Genomic DNA, 17,678 nt, shown 5'->3' with positions numbered 1-17,678 from the left:
GATTTCTTAACTAAAATCGTCAAAAAGGAGTTTTATCAGTGTTAAAAGAAATTATTCAAAACAATCGTTTTAGTTTCCAAAAAGGTTTTTCTTCTTGGGAAGATGCGATTCGCACAGCGTGTCAACCATTGTTAGACCAAAACATTATTACAGCTGACTATCCAGGTTACATTATTAATAATGTTCACGAATTTGGTCCATACATTGTAATCGCACCAGAAATTTGCATTCCACATGCACAAGAAGGAAAAGGTGTTAACGAAACAGCGGTTGCCTTCATGAACGTTGAAGAGGCAGTTGACTTCGGACCTAGTTCTGAATATAAACCTCGTTTATTCTTTGTTTTAGCTTCGACTGACAATGAAAAACATTTAGGCAATTTATCAGAACTTGTAACATTAGTTGAAGATGAAAATATCATCAATGCTTTTGTTAATGCACGTTCAAAAGAAGATCTAGAAAATATTTTACAAGGAATAGGTGAATAATATGGAATTCTTATTTGGTTTTTGGCAGTTCTTCTATACAAACATTTTTACTAAACCACAATACTTTGTTGGTTTAATCGTATTAGTAGGTTACTTATTATTAGGTCGTAAATGGTATGACGCATTAGCTGGTTTCATTAAAGCAGTTGTTGGTTATATGATCTTAAACGTAGCAGCTGGTGGATTAGTTTCAAACTTCCGTCCAGTATTAGCAGCTTTAGGTGACCGTTTCGGTTTACAAGCAGCAGTTATCGACCCATATTTTGGTCAAGCAGCAGCAGAAGCAGCTTTAAAACAAGCTGGTCATGCAACAGGTTTAACAGTACAAGTACTTTTAGTAGCATTCTTAACTAACTTAGCACTTGTAATTTTCCGTAAATTAACTAAAGTACGTACTGTTTTCATCACTGGTCACATCATGGTTCAACAATCAGCTACAGCTACTTGGTTAATGGCTTTAGCATTAGGTGACAATGTACAACAATTACAATTTGTTGTTTTATTAGGTATCGTATTAGGTGTATATTGGGCAGTAGCTTCAAACTTAACAGTAGAAGCAACTCAAGAACTAACAGAAGGTGGCGGATTCGCAATTGGTCACCAACAAATGTTCGGGGTTTGGTTAGTAGATAAATTTGCACACAAATTCTCAGGTAAAAATGACAAGAAAATTGAAGATTTAGAATTACCAGGATTCTTATCAATCTTTAAAGAATCAATCGTAGCAACTTCTATCTTAATGGTAGTGTTCTTCGGAGCTATCTTATTAGTATTAGGTAAAGATTACTTAGTAAGCGTAAACGGTCAAGAAATCGTAGTTATGGCTTCTAAATTCAAAATGGCTACATTAAAAGAAGGCGACAACTTCTTCTTCTATATTTTACAAATTGCTTTAACATTTACAGTTTATGTACAAATCTTACAATTAGGGGTTCGTTTATTCGTTGCTGAGTTATCAGAAGCGTTCCAAGGTATCTCTAACAAATTATTACCAGGTTCTATGCCAGCCGTTGACTGTGCTGCTGTATATGGATTTGGTTCACCAAACGCAGTAACAGTTGGTTTCTTATTCGGGGTTTTAGGACAAGTAGTAGCAATCTTAGGATTAATCGTGTTCAAATCTCCAGTGTTAATCATCACAGGTTTCGTTCCTGTATTCTTCGACAACGCAACATTTGCAGTATATGCTAACCACAAAGGTGGTTTACGTGCTGCTTCAGTTATGTCATTCTTATCAGGTTTAATCCAAGTTTTAGGTGGTGCAGTTGCCGCTGGAGCATTCGGATTAGCAGCATTCGGTGGATGGCATGGTAACTTCGACTGGGATACAGTTTGGGTTGGATTCGGATTCTTAATGCAACACTTCCAATACATTGGATTAGGTATCGTATTAATTATTCTTTTAGCAATCCCTCAATTACAATACAGCCGTAACAAAGAACATTACTTTACAATTGCAGAAGATTACGAAACATATTTAGAAAATAAACAAGCTTAATTAGTTTTAAATAGAAAATTTTTATTATAAAATAGGTAACGGGTAAGAATGACTTACCCGTTATCGAATTCTAAAGGAGAGATATCAATGAAAGTATTAGCAGCATGTGGAAGTGGAATGGGATCAAGCCAAATTATCAAAATGAAATTAACAAACGTATTCCGTAAATTAAATATTCCATTGGAAGTACATCACTGTGCAGTATCAGAAGCAAAATCATCAGCTAAAAGCTATGATATGGTAGTTGTTTCTCAAGCATTATTAGAAATCTTCGACGGATTAGATTTACCAAACACTAAAATCGTTGGTTTACAAAACTTATTATCAGAAAAAGAAATGACTGAAAAAATTTCAGCAGCTTTAGAGCTTTAATTAAAAAGGAGTCTTTTTATCATGGCATATGAAGCATTAAAACAACATGTTCTTGAAGCAAACTTATTATTACCAAAACATAATTTAGTATTATTCACTTGGGGTAATGTTTCAGAATACGACCGTGAAGCTGGCGTTATTGCTATTAAACCTTCAGGGGTAGATTATGATGTAATGAAAGCAGAAGATATCGTTATTGTAGATATTGATGGAAATAAAATCGAAGGAGCTTTAAAACCATCTTCTGACTTAGATACACACTTAGAAATTTACCGTAATTTCCCAGATGTTAAAGGGGTAGTTCATACTCACTCAACTTGGGCAACTACAATGGCTCAAAATGGCCAAGAAATTCCTGCATTTGGTACAACACAAGGGGACTACTTCTACGGAACAATCCCATGTACTCGTGCGATGACTGATGCAGAAATTAAAGGGGCTTATGAGTTAGAAACAGGTAAAGTAATTGTTGAAACATTTAAAGATAAAGATCCTAATTCAATTCCTGGTGTATTAGTATTCAACCATGGACCATTTGCTTGGGGTAAAGATGCTTTTGATGCAGTTCATAACATTACTGTTTTAGAACAAGTTGCTAACATGGCTTGGCATAACTTAGTATTAAATCCAAACTTACAACCAATGTCTCAAACAATTTTAGACAAGCACTATTTACGTAAACATGGTGCGAATGCATACTATGGACAAGGGTAGGAGTTAAGCATGTACGAATTAGGACTATATGAAAAATCAATGCCAAACACATTATCATTCAAAGAAAAATTAGAAACGGTTAAAGCAACTGGTTTCGATTTCTTAGAAATGAGTGTGGATGAAACTGATGAAAAATTAGCTCGTTTAGAGTGGACGAAAGAAGAACGTCTTGAACTTGTTAAAACAATGTACGAAACAGGCGTATCTATTCGTTCCATGTGTTTAAGTGGACACCGTAAGTATCCATTTGGATCACATGACGCATCTGTACGTGAACGTAGTATGGAAATCATGGAAAAAGCAATTGAATTAGCAGATGACTTAGGTATCCGTGTGATTCAATTAGCTGGTTATGATGTATACTATGAAGAAGGCGATGCCGATACATTAGAATTCTTTATTGATAACTTGAAAAAAGCTACTTTATTAGCAGCTCAAAAAGGAATCGTTTTAGGATTTGAAACAATGGAAACTCCATTTATGAATACAGTTGAAAAATCAATGCGTTTTGTAAACTTAGTAGATTCACCTTATTTACAAGTTTATCCAGATTCAGGAAACTTAAAAAATGCTTCTTTAGAACCTGGTGCGAAAAATGTTTATGAAGATATTGAATTAGGAAAAGGTCACATTGTGGCTGCTCACTTAAAAGAAACGATTCCTGGACATTATCGTGAAATTCCTTTTGGAACTGGACAAATTGACTTCAAAAAAATGGTGGACACTTTCTTATCAATCGGTGTTCGTCGTTTCACTGGTGAATTCTGGTATGTTGGACAAGAAAACTGGTTAGAGGATATTCATTTCGCTAACAAATTCTTACGTTCATATTTTCCAGAAAAATAATTAAGAATTTAATGTAACATCCTTAGAGTGATCTAGGGATGTTTTTTTACGTATAAGTAAATGATTAGATTATACCTCCCTGGATTGTTGCAGCGCCGCCAACAGCCTCGCTTGCGAGTCTCATGGCTAAAATTCGAGCCAGTAGTCTCGAATTTTGCGGTAATATATATTTATATATTACTTTTGCAACTGAGGAAGGTATAATCTAGTCATTCACTTAAAAAATTTATGTCATTTATTGTATTAGAATACTTATTTAACGTATGGATTCTAAATACATAGAAAATACTCTATAGTAGTCAAAGCAATATAAGTAGCGTTAGCTATTTTTATTACAGGGAAACTTTGAGACCTAGGCTCAAAGTTTAGCCAGCAACCTTGCTGATATATCAACAGTATTTTCTATGTATACTGAATCCTATTGTTTTTTCTATTCTAACAGTTATAATTAATTTAATGATGATACGAAAAAGAGGGGAGTGATTTTTTTGTATTCTTATATGCAAAAGTGTATTGATAAAAATTTTAAACCAGTTACGAAAGATGATTTGATTCATAAATTTTCCCAGTTAGGAATTAAACGTGGGGATACTTTATTAGTTCACGCTTCTATGTCTTCGTTAGGTTATGTGGTTGGTGGAGTTGAACCTTTATATTTGGCGTTAAGGGAAGTTATTGGAGAGAAGGGAACGATTGTAGTTCCTTCTCAAACGGTTGAAATATCAGATCCTGCTAGTTGGCAGTATCCTCCAGTTCCAGATGAATGGCACGATGTAATTCGTGATGCCATGCCTGCATATTCAAAGGAGTTATCGTATAGTAAAGCGATGGGAGGTTTTAGTCAACTTATTGGTATTTTGCCAGAATCCATTAGAAGCAATCATCCTATGTATTCTTTTACGGCAATAGGAGAGAAGGCTATAGAAATTATTGGACAGGATTCATTTGATTTCCCATTTGGAGACGAATCTCCATTAGGAAGACTGTATTCCATTGGTGCTAAAATATTAATGATTGGAACTGATTTTGAAACAAATACGTCACTCCATTTAGCTGAAAATCGCTTGAATCGTGCAGTCATTCAAGAAAGTAGTAAGATATTGACAAAAGATGGAGAAAAATGGATTTCGTTTAAAAATATTGAATTAGATTTATACGATGACTATTTAGAAATTCAAAATAGATTCATGGAAAACCATTTAGTTGCTCATACAACTATTAATGAAGGCACTGTATATTTATTCGATATGAAAGAATGTGTCGATTTTGCGCAACATTATTATCAAATAAAAGAATAATAAAAAGTGTTTTACGTATAGATTCAAAATACATAGAAAATACTCCATAGTAGCAAATGCATTTATGCGGGAAACTTCGTGACTACAGGCTCGAAGTTTAGCCATGAAACTTGCAAAGCAAGGCTGCTGGGACCTTGCTACTATATCAAAAGTATTTTTTATGTATTTTGAAGACGTTAAGGAGTAAAATATCTTTTCAAACTATTACGAAAATAACCGAACGTTCATATTTAAAACGTTCGGTTATTTTTATTGTTTTAAAACTATTATATCCTTTTAAATTTACTAATTATTCATCTTTTATGTTTTCACACTGTTATTGTTCGTATTTTAGACGTTTTCAACGTTTGAAAATGTATTATTTTTATGAAAATTCATCTAAAAATGTATTTTTAGATAGAAATCACTTGTAATTATCGTTCGGATTTTGTATGATTGTACTTGAGGTTGAGAGTTCAATCTTGTAGAAAACATATCTTAGGGGGATATATTTTATGAAGAAGTCTTTTTGGTCAAAATTAGCACTTGGAGTATCAGCAGCAGCTTTACTTGCAGCTTGTTCAAGTCAATCAAGTGATTCAGGTTCTAAAGGAAATGGATCGAAAAAAATTGATACATTAAAGGTTGCATTTGTACCTTCTCGTGATCCAGAAGCGATTGTAACGGCTACTGAGCCATTGAAAGAATTATTGAAGAAACAATTAGCTGATGAGGGTTATACAGTTAATAATGTTGAAATCAATGTTGGTACAAGCTTTGATGCAGTAGGGGAAGCTTTAGCATCAGGTACTGCTGATGTAGGTTTCATTCCTGGTGGTACTTATGTATTATTTGACAAAGAGGTAGACGTATTATTAACAGCAACTCGTTCTGGTTTAGAAAAAAATTCTTCTAATGCAAAAGATTGGAACGATGGTCAAGAATCAAAACGTTCTAAAGATCAAGTTACTTCATACAAAGGATTAGTAATTGCTGGACCAACTGAAAAAGGGAAAGCAATCGCTGAAAAAGTAAACAGCGGTAAAGATATTTCTTGGGATGATTTAAATTCAGCAAACTGGGGAGTTTTAGGAACTTCTTCTTCTTCAGGATATATTTATCCTACATTATGGCTACAAGATAAATTCGGTAAAAATATTTCAGATTTACAAAATGTTGTTCAATCTGATTCATACGCTTCATCTGCCGCTCGTTTAGCTTCAGGACAAATTGATATTATGGTTGGATATGCTGACTTACGTTCTGATTATGCTAAAAAATGGACAAGCGAATATGGACGTTCAGAAGAAATTTGGAAAGAAACAAATGTTATTGGTGTAACTCCAGATATTTATAACGATACAATTTCAGTAAGTAAATCGTCTCCAGTTGTAGACGACGCATTCAAAGAAGCTTTTGCTAACGCAATGATCAAATTAGCTGAAACTGATGAAGGTAAAGAAGTCATTAAAATTTACTCTCATTCAGGATATAAGAAAGCTAATGCCTCTGATTACGATAAAGAACGTGAAGCTCAAAAAGTTCTTAAAAAATTAAAATCAGGTAACTAAGGAAAGAAATGATGATCAAATGAGGGTTAGGAGCGACTCCTGACCCTTTTTTTGAGGAAGAGGACAGATATGATTAAATTTGAAAATGTTTCAAAAACCTATCCAAATGGTGTTAAAGGTTTAAAAAATATTAATTTAGAAATTGAACAAGGTGAATTTGTTTCGATTATTGGTTTATCAGGTGCTGGTAAATCAACATTAATTCGTACGATTAACCGTATGATTGAGATTACAGAAGGAACTTTAACCGTTGATGGTACAAATGTATCTTCATTAAAGGGGAAATCTCTTCGTAAATTCCGTAGAAATAAAGTAGGGATGATTTTCCAATCATTTAATTTAGTAACAAGAACAACAGTTATTAAAAACGTACTAACTTCGATTGTTCCAGATATTCCATTTGTTCGTTCATTATTTGGAATTTATACAAAAGAAGAAAAATTACATGCTTTAGAAGCTTTAGATAAAGTGGGGATTGTTGATAAAGCCTTTATCCGTGCTGACCAATTATCAGGGGGACAACAACAACGTGTTGCATTAGCGAGAACATTAGCACAGAATCCTGAAATTATTTTAGCAGATGAACCAGTTGCCGCTTTAGACCCAATTACAGCTAAACGTGTTATGGAAGACTTTAGAAAGATTAACCAAGAATTAAATATTTCTATTTTACTAAATATTCACCATGTTGAATTAGCGTTAGAATACGCAGATCGTATTATTGGGATTCGTGATGGAGAAATTGTTTATGATGGTCCAAGTAGCCAAGTAACGAAAGAAGTATTAGATTTAATTTATAAAGGAAAGGCGGAGGAGTTACATGAAGGATAATAAACTCTTCGCTGCAAAAGAATTTACTTTAAAAAATGGTACAACCGTTACTGAACCAAAATCAAAAGCTATTTATGTTGCGATTGGTTTATTAATTGCGATGTATTTTTCAGCTAAAATTACTGGATTTAATATCCATACCATTTTACAACGTGGTGTTCAATTCTTTGTTATTATTGGTCGTATGTTTCCGCCAGCTTGGGAATATTCAAGTAATATTTGGCAACCATTAATTGATACAATTAAAATGTCATTATTAGGTTCTTTATTGGGCTCGATTTTAGTCATTCCATTTGCCATTGTTGCATCTAGTAATATTGTTAAAAATAAATGGATTATTAGTTTAAGTCGTTTATTTTTAAGTGTGGTTCGTACTTTACCAACACTTGTAACTGCCTTAATTGCAACTTATATCTTTGGTTTAGGAACAATGGCGGGTACATTTGCGATTGCAACTTATACATTTGCTTACTGTGGTAAACAATTATATGAACAAATAGAAACAGTAGATATGGGAGCTTTTGAAGCAGCTGAAGCTTTAGGCGCAACAAAAGGTCAAGCATTTACAAGTGCGATTATTCCTCAAATTTTACCAACTTACTTAGCAAGCTCATTATATTGCTTTGAAGGTAATGTTCGTTATGCGTCAATTTTAGGTTATGTTGGTGCCGGTGGTATCGGGATTATTTTAAACGAAAATCTTGGATGGCGTGAATATGGAAATGTAGGGATGATTTTAGTGACTTTATTTATCACTGTAGTCATTATTGAGTCTGTAAGTTACTACTTACGTACGAAATTAACATAGAAGGGGAGTTAAACACATGAATGAAGCAGTATTAAAACAATATGAAAAAGCTCCTCGTACATGGATTGTTCAATTAGGCGTTTTATTCTTATTAATCATCATTTTTGCATGGTCTGGATCTACCATTGAATTAAGTAAAATTCCAGAAAATGGATTACAAATTTCTCAAAGTATTTTACAAGGGATTGTAACTCCTGAAACATCTTTATTGTTAAACTTTACAACGAAAGGTGTTCCATATTTATTATTAGAAACTATTGCAATTGCTTTTCTAGGAACATTAGTTGGTGCAATTTTAGCGATTCCGTTTTCATTTATTTCAGCAACTAATATTGTACCTAAACCAGTTGCAATTATTGGACGTACAGCAATTATGGCGATTCGTACAGTCCCAACATTAATTTACGGGTTAATGTTTATCCGTGTAACGGGACCTGGTGCTTTTACAGGGTTGCTTACAATGTCTGTGGCATCGATTGGGATGATTTCTAAATTGTATATCGAAGCTATTGAAGACTTGGATTACAAAATTTTGGAATCATTAGATGCTAGTGGATGTAATTTCTATCAAAAAATTCGTTTTGGAATCTTACCACAATTAATTCCAGCATTCATTTCTACAGTCATTTATCGTTTTGATATGAATTTGAGAGATGCGACTGTTTTAGGGATGGTAGGAGCCGGTGGTATCGGTGCTCCATTAATCTTTGCGATGACAGCGTATAAATGGCATGAAGTAGGGGCAATCCTATGCGGATTAATTGTATTAGTATTAGTGATTGAATTCTTATCAACGAAGATTCGTACTCACTTAGCTCGTGGATAAAAGAAAAAGCATGAAGGATTAAACTTCATGCTTTTTTTCTACTTTTGAAAACATTTTATGAAACAATGGTGCTAAAGCATATCCCATTAATGAAATCCCGATAATTCCCATGAAATATAAAACCGTTTCTTGGAAAATGCTAAAACCAATTAAAATAACTGGAATAGCTAAAATAGCAACAGCTTCTTTTAAAGAAATAAAAATAAATAAATATCCATCACGAATATAACTCTTAATCGTACCAAAATACTGTGTTCTTGCTAATGAAATCAACATGGCTGTGATCGTCATACATAAGAATAAAAAGAAAATAATAGCTAACATCATTCCAAAAATATTTTGGGAGCTATACCAAAATTGAATGACATATACAGTCGCTGCAATGATTGCTGTATAAATTAAAGAAACAGCAACTCGTACAAAGAAAAGATGTTTCAATTCATTCCAGAACGTTTTCACTAAATAACCATCTTCATTTTCAGAAAACTTCATCATTGTATAAAACAAAGCCGCCAACACAGGCCCAATCGTTACAATAGGAATACTAATTACAATCACTAATAAGTTCAACAAAATAAAATCCGCTAACATCGTAGCAAAACGCCAAAAAGGACTTTCCTCATTAAATTTCATCCAAAACCATCCTTTAACAAATAAAATACAAAACACATTATACGATTAACCCAAAAATTAAGCAAGTTATCGTACGTATAAGGTATGTATGTTAATTAAATGAGGAAAATTTATACGTTATCTAAAGTTCTAACTGACAACATAAAAAGTAAGAAATATATTAACCAAGTAGCAAACAGTACTAAAATAAAAGTGAAAAATAATGGATACCGTAGCTAAAGTAAAAGAATCAGATATGATTCTTTTACAGGGAAACTTTGAGACCCAGGCTCAAAGTTTAGCCATGAGACAGCAAAGCTGGCTGCTGGCGACCTAGCTACAGTTAATCCATTATTTCGAACGATATACAGGTTTACATAATATATATTAAAGAAAGTTGTATATCGAAAAATAAACCAACCAACACAAATCCTCCACCATCAACCAAACAAACATAAAAGGACGCTCCTCACGAACGTCCTTCTTTCATCTATTAAACATTAGAAATATCAATTGATTGACCAATCGATAATAAACATAACATACGTTTTGTAACTTTCTTTTGATAACTTGTTTCTAATGCTTCAGCATATAAATTCAATTGCTGTTTATACTTATCAACGACTTTCTGTATTCCTTTTTGTGTAGGAACCACATGATCTGTCTTATAATCAAATAAGATAATCTCATCGTCTAATTCCACAAATCCGTCGATAATCCCGTGAATTAACATCGAATCTTCATTATCTGGTAAATGCTTAAAGATACGTTTTGCTGTTACAACATGTGAAAATGCTTGTTCACGGTTTAATAATGCTTGATGTTCCTGTATCCATTGTCCAAATTCACTTTGGAAGAAATGATAAACTTGGTCAACTGGAATTACTGTGGCAACTTCTTTTTCTAAAAATTGTGTCTCAACTAATTGTTGAATCGTTTCTTGAATGAATTCAGGAGTAATTTCCTTCGTTAAGTCTAATTTTTGCATTAATAAATGTAAACCGCTTCCACGTTCTGCAGCTGAAACTTTTTGTTTACTTTCTATAAAGCTTGGTTTCGTTAATTCAGACGTTAAGTAAATATATTGTTGAACAGGTTTATCTGATTGTTGAGTTTGTTCTTCTAAATGTGGTAATTGTTTCACATCTGGTTCTTCATTCATCCGTTTTATTTCAGATACACTCTGATAACTTGCGGTTGTAGATGCTAATAAATATGGATACGTTTGTTTTAATTCTTGTAGTAGTTTTGGAAGATTTTTAACTGTATTCCCTACTGCTTGCTTTTGTAACCACTCTTCTTCATTCATAGAAGCTGTTTCAGTTTCTTGTATCCAATTGAGCGCATTCTTTTTAATTTGTTCAAATTCAATTACTTCTTGATGGAATGGAACTTTATCCTGCTTTCTAAATGTAGCCATTAAAATCCAAGTTAAATAATTATCAACATGATAACGAAGAGCAAATGGTAATACTTCTTCATTCAAATCATCGATCATAGAATGTTCTTCTTTGAATTTTTCAAAATCTTTTAGAGAACCGACAATAATGAGTTTTTCACGTGCACGAGTCATTGCTACGTACAATTTTCTCATTTCTTCAGATAGTAATTTATTTTTCTCTGCTTTATAAGCCATCACATATGGAATGGTTGTATATTGAATTCTTTGAGGAAGTTGTAAATATTTAACACCTACTCCTAATTCATCACTACGAATGGCTTGTTGACGAATATCTTGTTGGTTAAATTTCTTTCCAGCATTCATTAAAAATACAACTGGATATTCTAATCCCTTACTAGCATGAATCGTCATGACACGTACTGCATCTTCTTCATCAGAAATTTGAGTAGGTTCTTCTAAATCTTGCTTTTTATGCTGCATTTGCTGAATAAATCGTACAAAATTACGTAAACCTTTAAAGCTAGAATCTTCGAAATCTTTCGCATACTTATATAAGGCATGTAAATTCAACACACGTTGCTGTCCAACAGATTGCCCATGTACATATGTTAAATATTTCGTATCCATATAAATTTGCCAAATTAGCGTACTGATTGACTGATGATTCGCAATATCTCTCCACGATTCTAATTGCGCTAAAAATGCTTGTACACGGTCTTTTAATTGCTGTTGTTGAGCACTATCATAATAAGTCACTTCTTCTAGTTTAAAATGCTCCACAAATTGAGCGCAAGCTTCATAAAACGAACAAGATTTATTGTGTTTACGAATATGAGCAAGATCTATTTCATCTAATCCAACGATTCCAGAACGTAAAACGGCTACAAATGGAATATCTTGAGTCGGATTATCAATAATTTTTAACGCTGACATCATAATGGCAATTTCTGTTCGTTTAAAATATTGAAGATTCTTTTGGACTAAAACAGGAATTTGATATTGCGTAAAGATTTCCTCAATTAATCCATTATTGGCTTTTGTTGGAGCTAAAATAACAATATCTTTATATTGAATTGGTCGTTTTTTCGGATTTTCCTTTGTACTTTCTTCATGCATGATTTCGAATTGATTCGCCATCATTTCTTTAATTTTACCTGCAATAAAATGAACTTCTGCAGTAGCTGAACTATCAATCATACTTTCTGTCTCTAATTCAGATGTTTCTTCTTCCTCATCGTTCAAATTAGTATTTTGAATAATATAGCATTCGCTAAATTTATCCGTATCCTCTGAATAATTTAAGTTTCCAGTTTTTAACGCTGCATCATCATCATAGTCAATTTGACCTAATTCATGGTCCATAATTTGTCTAAAAATTAAGTTGGTAAAGGACAATACTTGATCTCTAGAACGGAAGTTTTCAGCTAAAATAATTCGTTTACCGCCATTTTCATCTGCATAGGCTTCATATTTATCTCTAAATAAAGATGGATCTGCTAAACGGAAGGCATAAATCGATTGTTTCACATCTCCTACCATGAAGAGATTATTCTCTTTAGCCACACTTGTTAAAATTGCTTCTTGAACACGGTTTACGTCTTGATATTCATCAATTAAAACTTCGGTAAATAGTTCTTGGTAATATTTTTTAGCAATTAGAACTCCATTTTTCTCAGTAGAAAGAATAGATAATGTATCATGTTCTAAGTCAGAGAAATCAATTTTGTTTGATGTTTTCTTTTCCAATTGGAAAGCTTCATAAAATTTTAAGACCACTTGAGATAAATGCAACATCATTGGATAAATTGCTTTTAAATGCTTCATTTGAACCTCAGGAGACTCGAAAAAGGCTGTTGCTAATAACTGATCTTCCCAATGTTTCTTTAGGCTATCTCTTTTACGTTTAATGGCCTGTACTGCTTCTCTATCTGTAGTTTCATCTTTTTTTGGAACAGTTGGGAAACGGTCAAAACTTAGTCCCTGCGCTAATGTATACGCTGCTGTGTAATTAGCACTTGCAAATGCTGCATACACTTCCTGAATTTTTTGAGCATCAGCTTCAACTACGTCTTTACACTTTTCAAATCCAGTTACTTCAGCTAATTTAATTAATTCATCATAGGCAGAAACTAAATAGTTTAATTCTTCGACAATATAAGGTGCAAATTGATCTTTAATAATCGGGATTTCTCCGTAATTATCCTTTGTTTCATATAAATCTGCTAAAGAAGAAATCCATTGTTTTGGATTTGGTTTTGAACGTGAAAAATCATATAGTTGATAAACTAATGTGGTAAATCCATCATCATTACGATCGCTAGAAAAATAGCGCATTAAACCATCCATCCAAGAATGTTCTTCTAATAATTCATCTTGTATGTTTCGCCATACTTTTTCTTTTAATAAAGTTCCCTCTACTTCATTTAATAGTGAAAATACAGGGTCTAATTGACTTAAATAGAAATAACGACGAATAACTTTCATACAGAAACTATGAATGGTAGAAATCGTTGCATTTGGTAATAGACTTAGTTGTTTGACATACATATGTTTCTTAGCAATATCTGTTTCTTTTGTAATAGCTTTTTCTAAATTAGTACGCAAACGTTCTTTCATTTCTTTTGCAGCGGCTTCAGTAAAAGTCACAATTAATAAAGAATCAATATTCACTCCATCTTCGATATATCCCATAATTCGGTCGACTAATACTTTTGTTTTTCCCGATCCAGCAGAAGCAGAAACTAATAAATTATCCCCTCTTTGCCAAATCGCTTGCCATTGTTCAGGAGTTGCTAGTACACCCTCTGGTTTTACTGGTATCATCGATTACTCCTCCTTTCCGTCCATTTTCTTTCTCATCCAAGTTAAGTTCTCTTGAAGAGGCATTTTCGTTAAAAATTGATAATTATTTTCTGGATTTGTCGCATCAAACATAGAAATTGCACTGAATTTACCATTTACTGAATCTGCATATTCTTTTAATTCATCAAATGGAGCAATTTGATTTTCCCCATTTAAAATTCTTTCTCCTGCAGTTTTCAATTGATAAAAAGCAAAGTCCATTAATAAATTCATGTCATCAGGAGCATAGACTTGGCTAGTTGCTTTATATTCTCCATCTTTCTTAACGCCAAATGGTAATACAATAGAGTCTCCTGCTTCAAAATCAGGTTGTACTTGTTGCAGAACTCCAAAATCATTCGTCAATAATCCAGATAATTTATATTTCTTCAGACGAGTTTCTGCAAAATCTGCATCTGATTTCAGATCTTTAGCGTTAAAGCTTGGTTGAAAAACATGCATATATAATCCACCATAAGGCGTCACAGTTTTCTTAAATTGGTCAGAAACAATGTTTCTAGCAACTGATAAATACGTTAATAGTTGTAATTGAATTCCATAACGTAATCGATTGATATCAAATTTTTGTGCTGAAGATTTATAATCGACAATTCCTAAGTGATAACCCTTTTCGGTTTCTAAAAGGTCTATACGGTCAATTTTTCCACGAATAAATAAAGATTGAGTATCGTTCAATGGGATTTCAATTTTTTTATCAGATTTTGCTCCAAAAACAACTTCTGTTTTCCATGGTGTTACTTGTAATTGTTGTAATTGCAATAATGCTGCTGATAATGTTTGTCGAATCGTATCTTGTAGTAGCACTTTTGTCCAATTCATTCTTGGTGTAGCATTTAAAATTTGGAATCTTGCATCATCATTCATAGAATTGAAAATTTCTTTTAATACTTTTTCTGTTGTAGCTGCATCTATAGCACGAATATCCAATTTCAATTCATGAACTTTGCGAATGAACTGGTCAAATGTTTCATGGAAATATTCCCCAGATCCTGCTGCTGTTAATTCGAACTCTCTACGCTCTCGTACATTTAACCCATATTGTAAGAAATGACTAAATGGATCCTTATAAAAGGTTTCAACTTGAGAAGTTGATAAGTATAAATGATTTCCATATAATTCAGCAGCCAATTCTTTTGGTAATTGTTTTGCAATATTTAAATGGAATACACTATCCACTAATGTATGATACTCCTGTTGGAAATCTTTATCCTGTCTTAATAAATGAGGTAAAGCAATCCAAATAGATGGAATATCTTCTTCTTTTGAAAATTTATACTGACGAAGTTTTTGTAATAAAGTCGTAAATAATTCATGAATCGTTACAAAGTCGCCCTGTTCAAATCGTTCTTGCTGTTTTTGATTGCCATCTTGGGTAGAAATTTCATATTGATTTAAAATACGTTCTACAAAACTAGAAGGTTTTAATTTAGCTCCTTTATCTGTATGATGCATTGATAAGTATAACTTTTCAGTTGCTGAAGTTAACACTTTATAAAATAAAAATGGCTCTACTGATTGTTTTTGAATGGTTGTTGGATGTAAGAAACGTCCACTATCTAATTTACTTAATAAATACTCTCTTTCTTCATCTGTTATTAGACCACTCTCCTCTTCCATTCTAGGAAGGACACCTTGAGATAACCCAATAACAAATGTAACCTTTTTAGGAGAATAACGAACAGAATCAATTCCCGTACACGTTAATTGGTCTAAAGTAGATGGGGCCATATTATAGTGTGTATGTTCGAATCCTGTATGTAATAATAATTGGAAAATTTCCCAATCAAATGGTTCATCTCCAAAAATATAAACATACTCTTCTAATAATTTTAAAAATTCATTCCATACTTGATCTTGTCTACGAGCTGTTTGAATGTCCCCAATATTGGCAGCATGATTTCTCCAGTATAGGAATGCATCTGTTACCCCAATTTTTTCTAATAATTGATATAGAAGAGTGATTGCTTCTTTTGTTGTCTCTACTTTATCTAATTTCTTATAGAAAGGTTCTAATAAAGAGACGATTTGCTCTCGTAGTTCTTGTGCTTGTGTTAACTGTTGATTCACTAACACTTCTCTGCTACTTAAGCTATCTTCATCAATATTTTCAAGTTGATAATTCCAGGTTTTACTTGAAATCCAATCTTTTCCTTCATAACCTTGTGCTAGTATAATTGTTTCTGTTTCATCTAATGTTTGACGATAATGAATCAGTGCTTGTCTTAAATCCTCTTCCTCATTATCCTCACTCTTTGAATTTGCTCGATTTAGAGGCCAGAAACAATATTCACTTCTTAGAAGGTTCATAATATCATGATAACGCCAAAAATGCTTCTGGATAGCAAAAATAGCGTCTAGCACTTGAATGAGTGGATGATGCTCCATTGTATCGGATAAATCCATGAAATACGGAATTTGGTACGTTTCTAATAAAGGTTGTAATAATGTTTGTTGTTCTTCTAAATTTCTCGATAAAATTTGAATATCTTGGTAACGATAGTTACCGCTATCAACTAATGTTTTAATCGTTGCTAATGTTTCTTGAATTTCTTGACGTTCATCTTCATAAGTAATCCATTGTAACGCATCGATTTTTTTAGATGAAGATTCAGAAGAAGTTTCAAGACCACCACTTGTTTCTAACCAATATTGCTCAAGTTCTAAAAAGTCAGGATGATAAGTCGTATTACTCTCTTTTAATTCTTTTAAAACAGGTTTACTTTCATCAATCATTAACCAATTTAATAAGCGAGAAATTAATTGGCGATTGGAGTCAAATAACCCAGATTCTAGCGTTTCTTTTGGTTTAAAGGCATCAGTTGTTGCAGTCGTATAAAACTCTACTCTTCCGCACGATTTCACTAAAGCATCAATTACTTCTAATTCCATTGCATTTAAATGATAGGATTGATCAATTACAACATACGTATTTGATAAATCCATAGATGAAATTTCTTGCGCTAATATCCGTAATAAATCTTCTGATTGAACAAAATCTTGTTTTAAATATTCTAAATAATGTTTATAAATGATGCCAAATTCTTTTAAACGTTGGTCAATTTCTTCATAAGAATCTTGTTCAAACCACTCTGAGAAGTCCTCTACTTCGATTCCACCTAAACGAAATTCTTGCATGACAGCAGATAAACGTTCAATAAATCCTTTATGACGAGATTCTTTATTAAAAAGTACTAATTCTTCTTGATATTCGGATAAGATTTTTTGTAAAATCATACAAATTCCAACTTTGGATAATGAAGGACGTTGCAATGCAGCATGATCTCTTAAAAAATACCATGCCAAACGTTTAAAACTATACACTTGAAGCTTTGTAACAGCATAAGAATTCTTCGGTTGCTGTAATAATTGACCCACTTCTTGAATCATTTCTAATTCTGCAGAAAATTTAATATGATCCGGAACTAGATAAATCACTTGATTGTTGCTAGATTGTTTCAACCAATCTGCAATTTTAGTAGCAATCTGCGAAACTTTTGCACTTGTTTCTTTTGTTAGGATGACTTCGAAACTCATAAGAACCTCCAATCGTTTATTCCCTTTAACTTAACCA

Annotated in this window: 13 protein-coding genes; 10 read left to right on the top strand and 3 right to left on the bottom strand. The window is 32.8% G+C overall.

Annotated elements, in window-relative coordinates:
* Positions 1 to 38: 38 nt before the first annotated feature.
* From RYK07_RS00960 to phnE (RYK07_RS00915), 10 genes are all read left to right on the top strand, one after another.
* Positions 39 to 488, top strand: a complete 450-nt coding sequence (locus RYK07_RS00960) for a PTS sugar transporter subunit IIA (protein WP_314077659.1) — start codon at positions 39 to 41, stop codon at positions 486 to 488.
* 1 nt (position 489) lies between these two features.
* Positions 490 to 1,986: a PTS ascorbate transporter subunit IIC gene (locus tag RYK07_RS00955; protein ID WP_314851964.1), complete on the top strand. Its 1,497-nt coding sequence runs from the start codon at positions 490 to 492 to the stop codon at positions 1,984 to 1,986.
* Between the two features lie 87 nt (positions 1,987 to 2,073).
* Positions 2,074 to 2,358: a PTS sugar transporter subunit IIB gene (locus tag RYK07_RS00950; protein ID WP_314111133.1), complete on the top strand. Its 285-nt coding sequence runs from the start codon at positions 2,074 to 2,076 to the stop codon at positions 2,356 to 2,358.
* 21 nt (positions 2,359 to 2,379) lie between these two features.
* Positions 2,380 to 3,072, top strand: coding sequence for an L-ribulose-5-phosphate 4-epimerase (locus RYK07_RS00945; protein WP_314851963.1), 693 nt, complete (start codon positions 2,380 to 2,382; stop codon positions 3,070 to 3,072).
* Positions 3,073 to 3,081: 9 nt separating this feature from the next.
* Positions 3,082 to 3,918: an L-ribulose-5-phosphate 3-epimerase gene (locus RYK07_RS00940; RefSeq protein ID WP_227931339.1), complete on the top strand. Its 837-nt coding sequence runs from the start codon at positions 3,082 to 3,084 to the stop codon at positions 3,916 to 3,918.
* A gap of 500 nt (positions 3,919 to 4,418) precedes the next feature.
* Positions 4,419 to 5,216, top strand: coding sequence for an AAC(3) family N-acetyltransferase (locus RYK07_RS00935; protein ID WP_314851962.1), 798 nt, complete (start codon positions 4,419 to 4,421; stop codon positions 5,214 to 5,216).
* A 494-nt stretch (positions 5,217 to 5,710) separates the two neighbouring features.
* Complete coding sequence (locus RYK07_RS00930; RefSeq protein ID WP_314851961.1) at positions 5,711 to 6,766, top strand: PhnD/SsuA/transferrin family substrate-binding protein; 1,056 nt, start codon at positions 5,711 to 5,713, stop codon at positions 6,764 to 6,766.
* Between the two features lie 69 nt (positions 6,767 to 6,835).
* Positions 6,836 to 7,597: a phosphonate ABC transporter ATP-binding protein gene (gene phnC, locus RYK07_RS00925; protein WP_314111124.1), complete on the top strand. Its 762-nt coding sequence runs from the start codon at positions 6,836 to 6,838 to the stop codon at positions 7,595 to 7,597.
* Entirely contained in the window at positions 7,587 to 8,405 is an 819-nt protein-coding gene (gene phnE, locus RYK07_RS00920) for a phosphonate ABC transporter, permease protein PhnE (protein WP_314679030.1), read from the top strand. The genes phnC and phnE (RYK07_RS00920) overlap by 11 nt, the downstream gene beginning before the upstream one ends.
* Positions 8,406 to 8,421: 16 nt before the next feature.
* Positions 8,422 to 9,231, top strand: coding sequence for a phosphonate ABC transporter, permease protein PhnE (phnE, locus tag RYK07_RS00915; protein ID WP_314679028.1), 810 nt, complete (start codon positions 8,422 to 8,424; stop codon positions 9,229 to 9,231).
* A gap of 18 nt (positions 9,232 to 9,249) precedes the next feature.
* Here the strand turns inward: phnE (RYK07_RS00915) and RYK07_RS00910 are convergent, their stop codons facing one another.
* The 3 genes from RYK07_RS00910 to RYK07_RS00900 form a co-directional block, all read right to left on the bottom strand.
* Positions 9,250 to 9,864 (bottom strand): DUF624 domain-containing protein, encoded by a 615-nt coding sequence (locus RYK07_RS00910; protein WP_314851960.1) that lies wholly within the window; start codon positions 9,862 to 9,864, stop codon positions 9,250 to 9,252.
* A 472-nt stretch (positions 9,865 to 10,336) separates the two neighbouring features.
* Positions 10,337 to 14,068 carry a helicase-exonuclease AddAB subunit AddA gene (addA, locus tag RYK07_RS00905; RefSeq protein ID WP_314851959.1) on the bottom strand — a complete coding sequence of 1,244 codons (3,732 nt, stop codon included), beginning with the start codon at positions 14,066 to 14,068 and terminating at the stop codon, positions 10,337 to 10,339.
* 3 nt (positions 14,069 to 14,071) lie between these two features.
* Positions 14,072 to 17,641, bottom strand: a complete 3,570-nt coding sequence (locus RYK07_RS00900; protein WP_314851958.1) for a PD-(D/E)XK nuclease family protein — start codon at positions 17,639 to 17,641, stop codon at positions 14,072 to 14,074.
* Positions 17,642 to 17,678 lie beyond the last annotated feature (37 nt).

Origin of the sequence: uncultured Granulicatella sp., assembly GCF_963528315.1 — a bacterium.
Taxonomy (GTDB): Bacteria; Bacillota; Bacilli; order Lactobacillales; family Aerococcaceae; genus Granulicatella.
This window is presented reverse-complemented; position numbering and strand designations above follow the sequence as displayed.

Bases quoted from the DNA above. Each gene is read 5' to 3' on its own strand.
- RYK07_RS00955 (WP_314851964.1), top strand. From the start codon at position 490: ATGGAATTCTTATTTGGTTTTTGGCAGTTCTTCTATACAAACATTTTT.
- RYK07_RS00950 (WP_314111133.1), top strand. From the start codon at position 2,074: ATGAAAGTATTAGCAGCATGTGGAAGTGGAATGGGATCAAGCCAAATT.
- RYK07_RS00945 (WP_314851963.1), top strand. From the start codon at position 2,380: ATGGCATATGAAGCATTAAAACAACATGTTCTTGAAGCAAACTTATTA.
- RYK07_RS00940 (WP_227931339.1), top strand. From the start codon at position 3,082: ATGTACGAATTAGGACTATATGAAAAATCAATGCCAAACACATTATCA.
- RYK07_RS00935 (WP_314851962.1), top strand. From the start codon at position 4,419: ATGCAAAAGTGTATTGATAAAAATTTTAAACCAGTTACGAAAGATGAT.
- RYK07_RS00930 (WP_314851961.1), top strand. From the start codon at position 5,711: ATGAAGAAGTCTTTTTGGTCAAAATTAGCACTTGGAGTATCAGCAGCA.
- phnC (WP_314111124.1), top strand. From the start codon at position 6,836: ATGATTAAATTTGAAAATGTTTCAAAAACCTATCCAAATGGTGTTAAA.
- phnE (WP_314679030.1), top strand. From the start codon at position 7,587: ATGAAGGATAATAAACTCTTCGCTGCAAAAGAATTTACTTTAAAAAAT.
- phnE (WP_314679028.1), top strand. From the start codon at position 8,422: ATGAATGAAGCAGTATTAAAACAATATGAAAAAGCTCCTCGTACATGG.
- RYK07_RS00910 (WP_314851960.1), bottom strand. From the start codon at position 9,864: ATGAAATTTAATGAGGAAAGTCCTTTTTGGCGTTTTGCTACGATGTTA.
- addA (WP_314851959.1), bottom strand. From the start codon at position 14,068: ATGATACCAGTAAAACCAGAGGGTGTACTAGCAACTCCTGAACAATGG.
- RYK07_RS00900 (WP_314851958.1), bottom strand. From the start codon at position 17,641: ATGAGTTTCGAAGTCATCCTAACAAAAGAAACAAGTGCAAAAGTTTCG.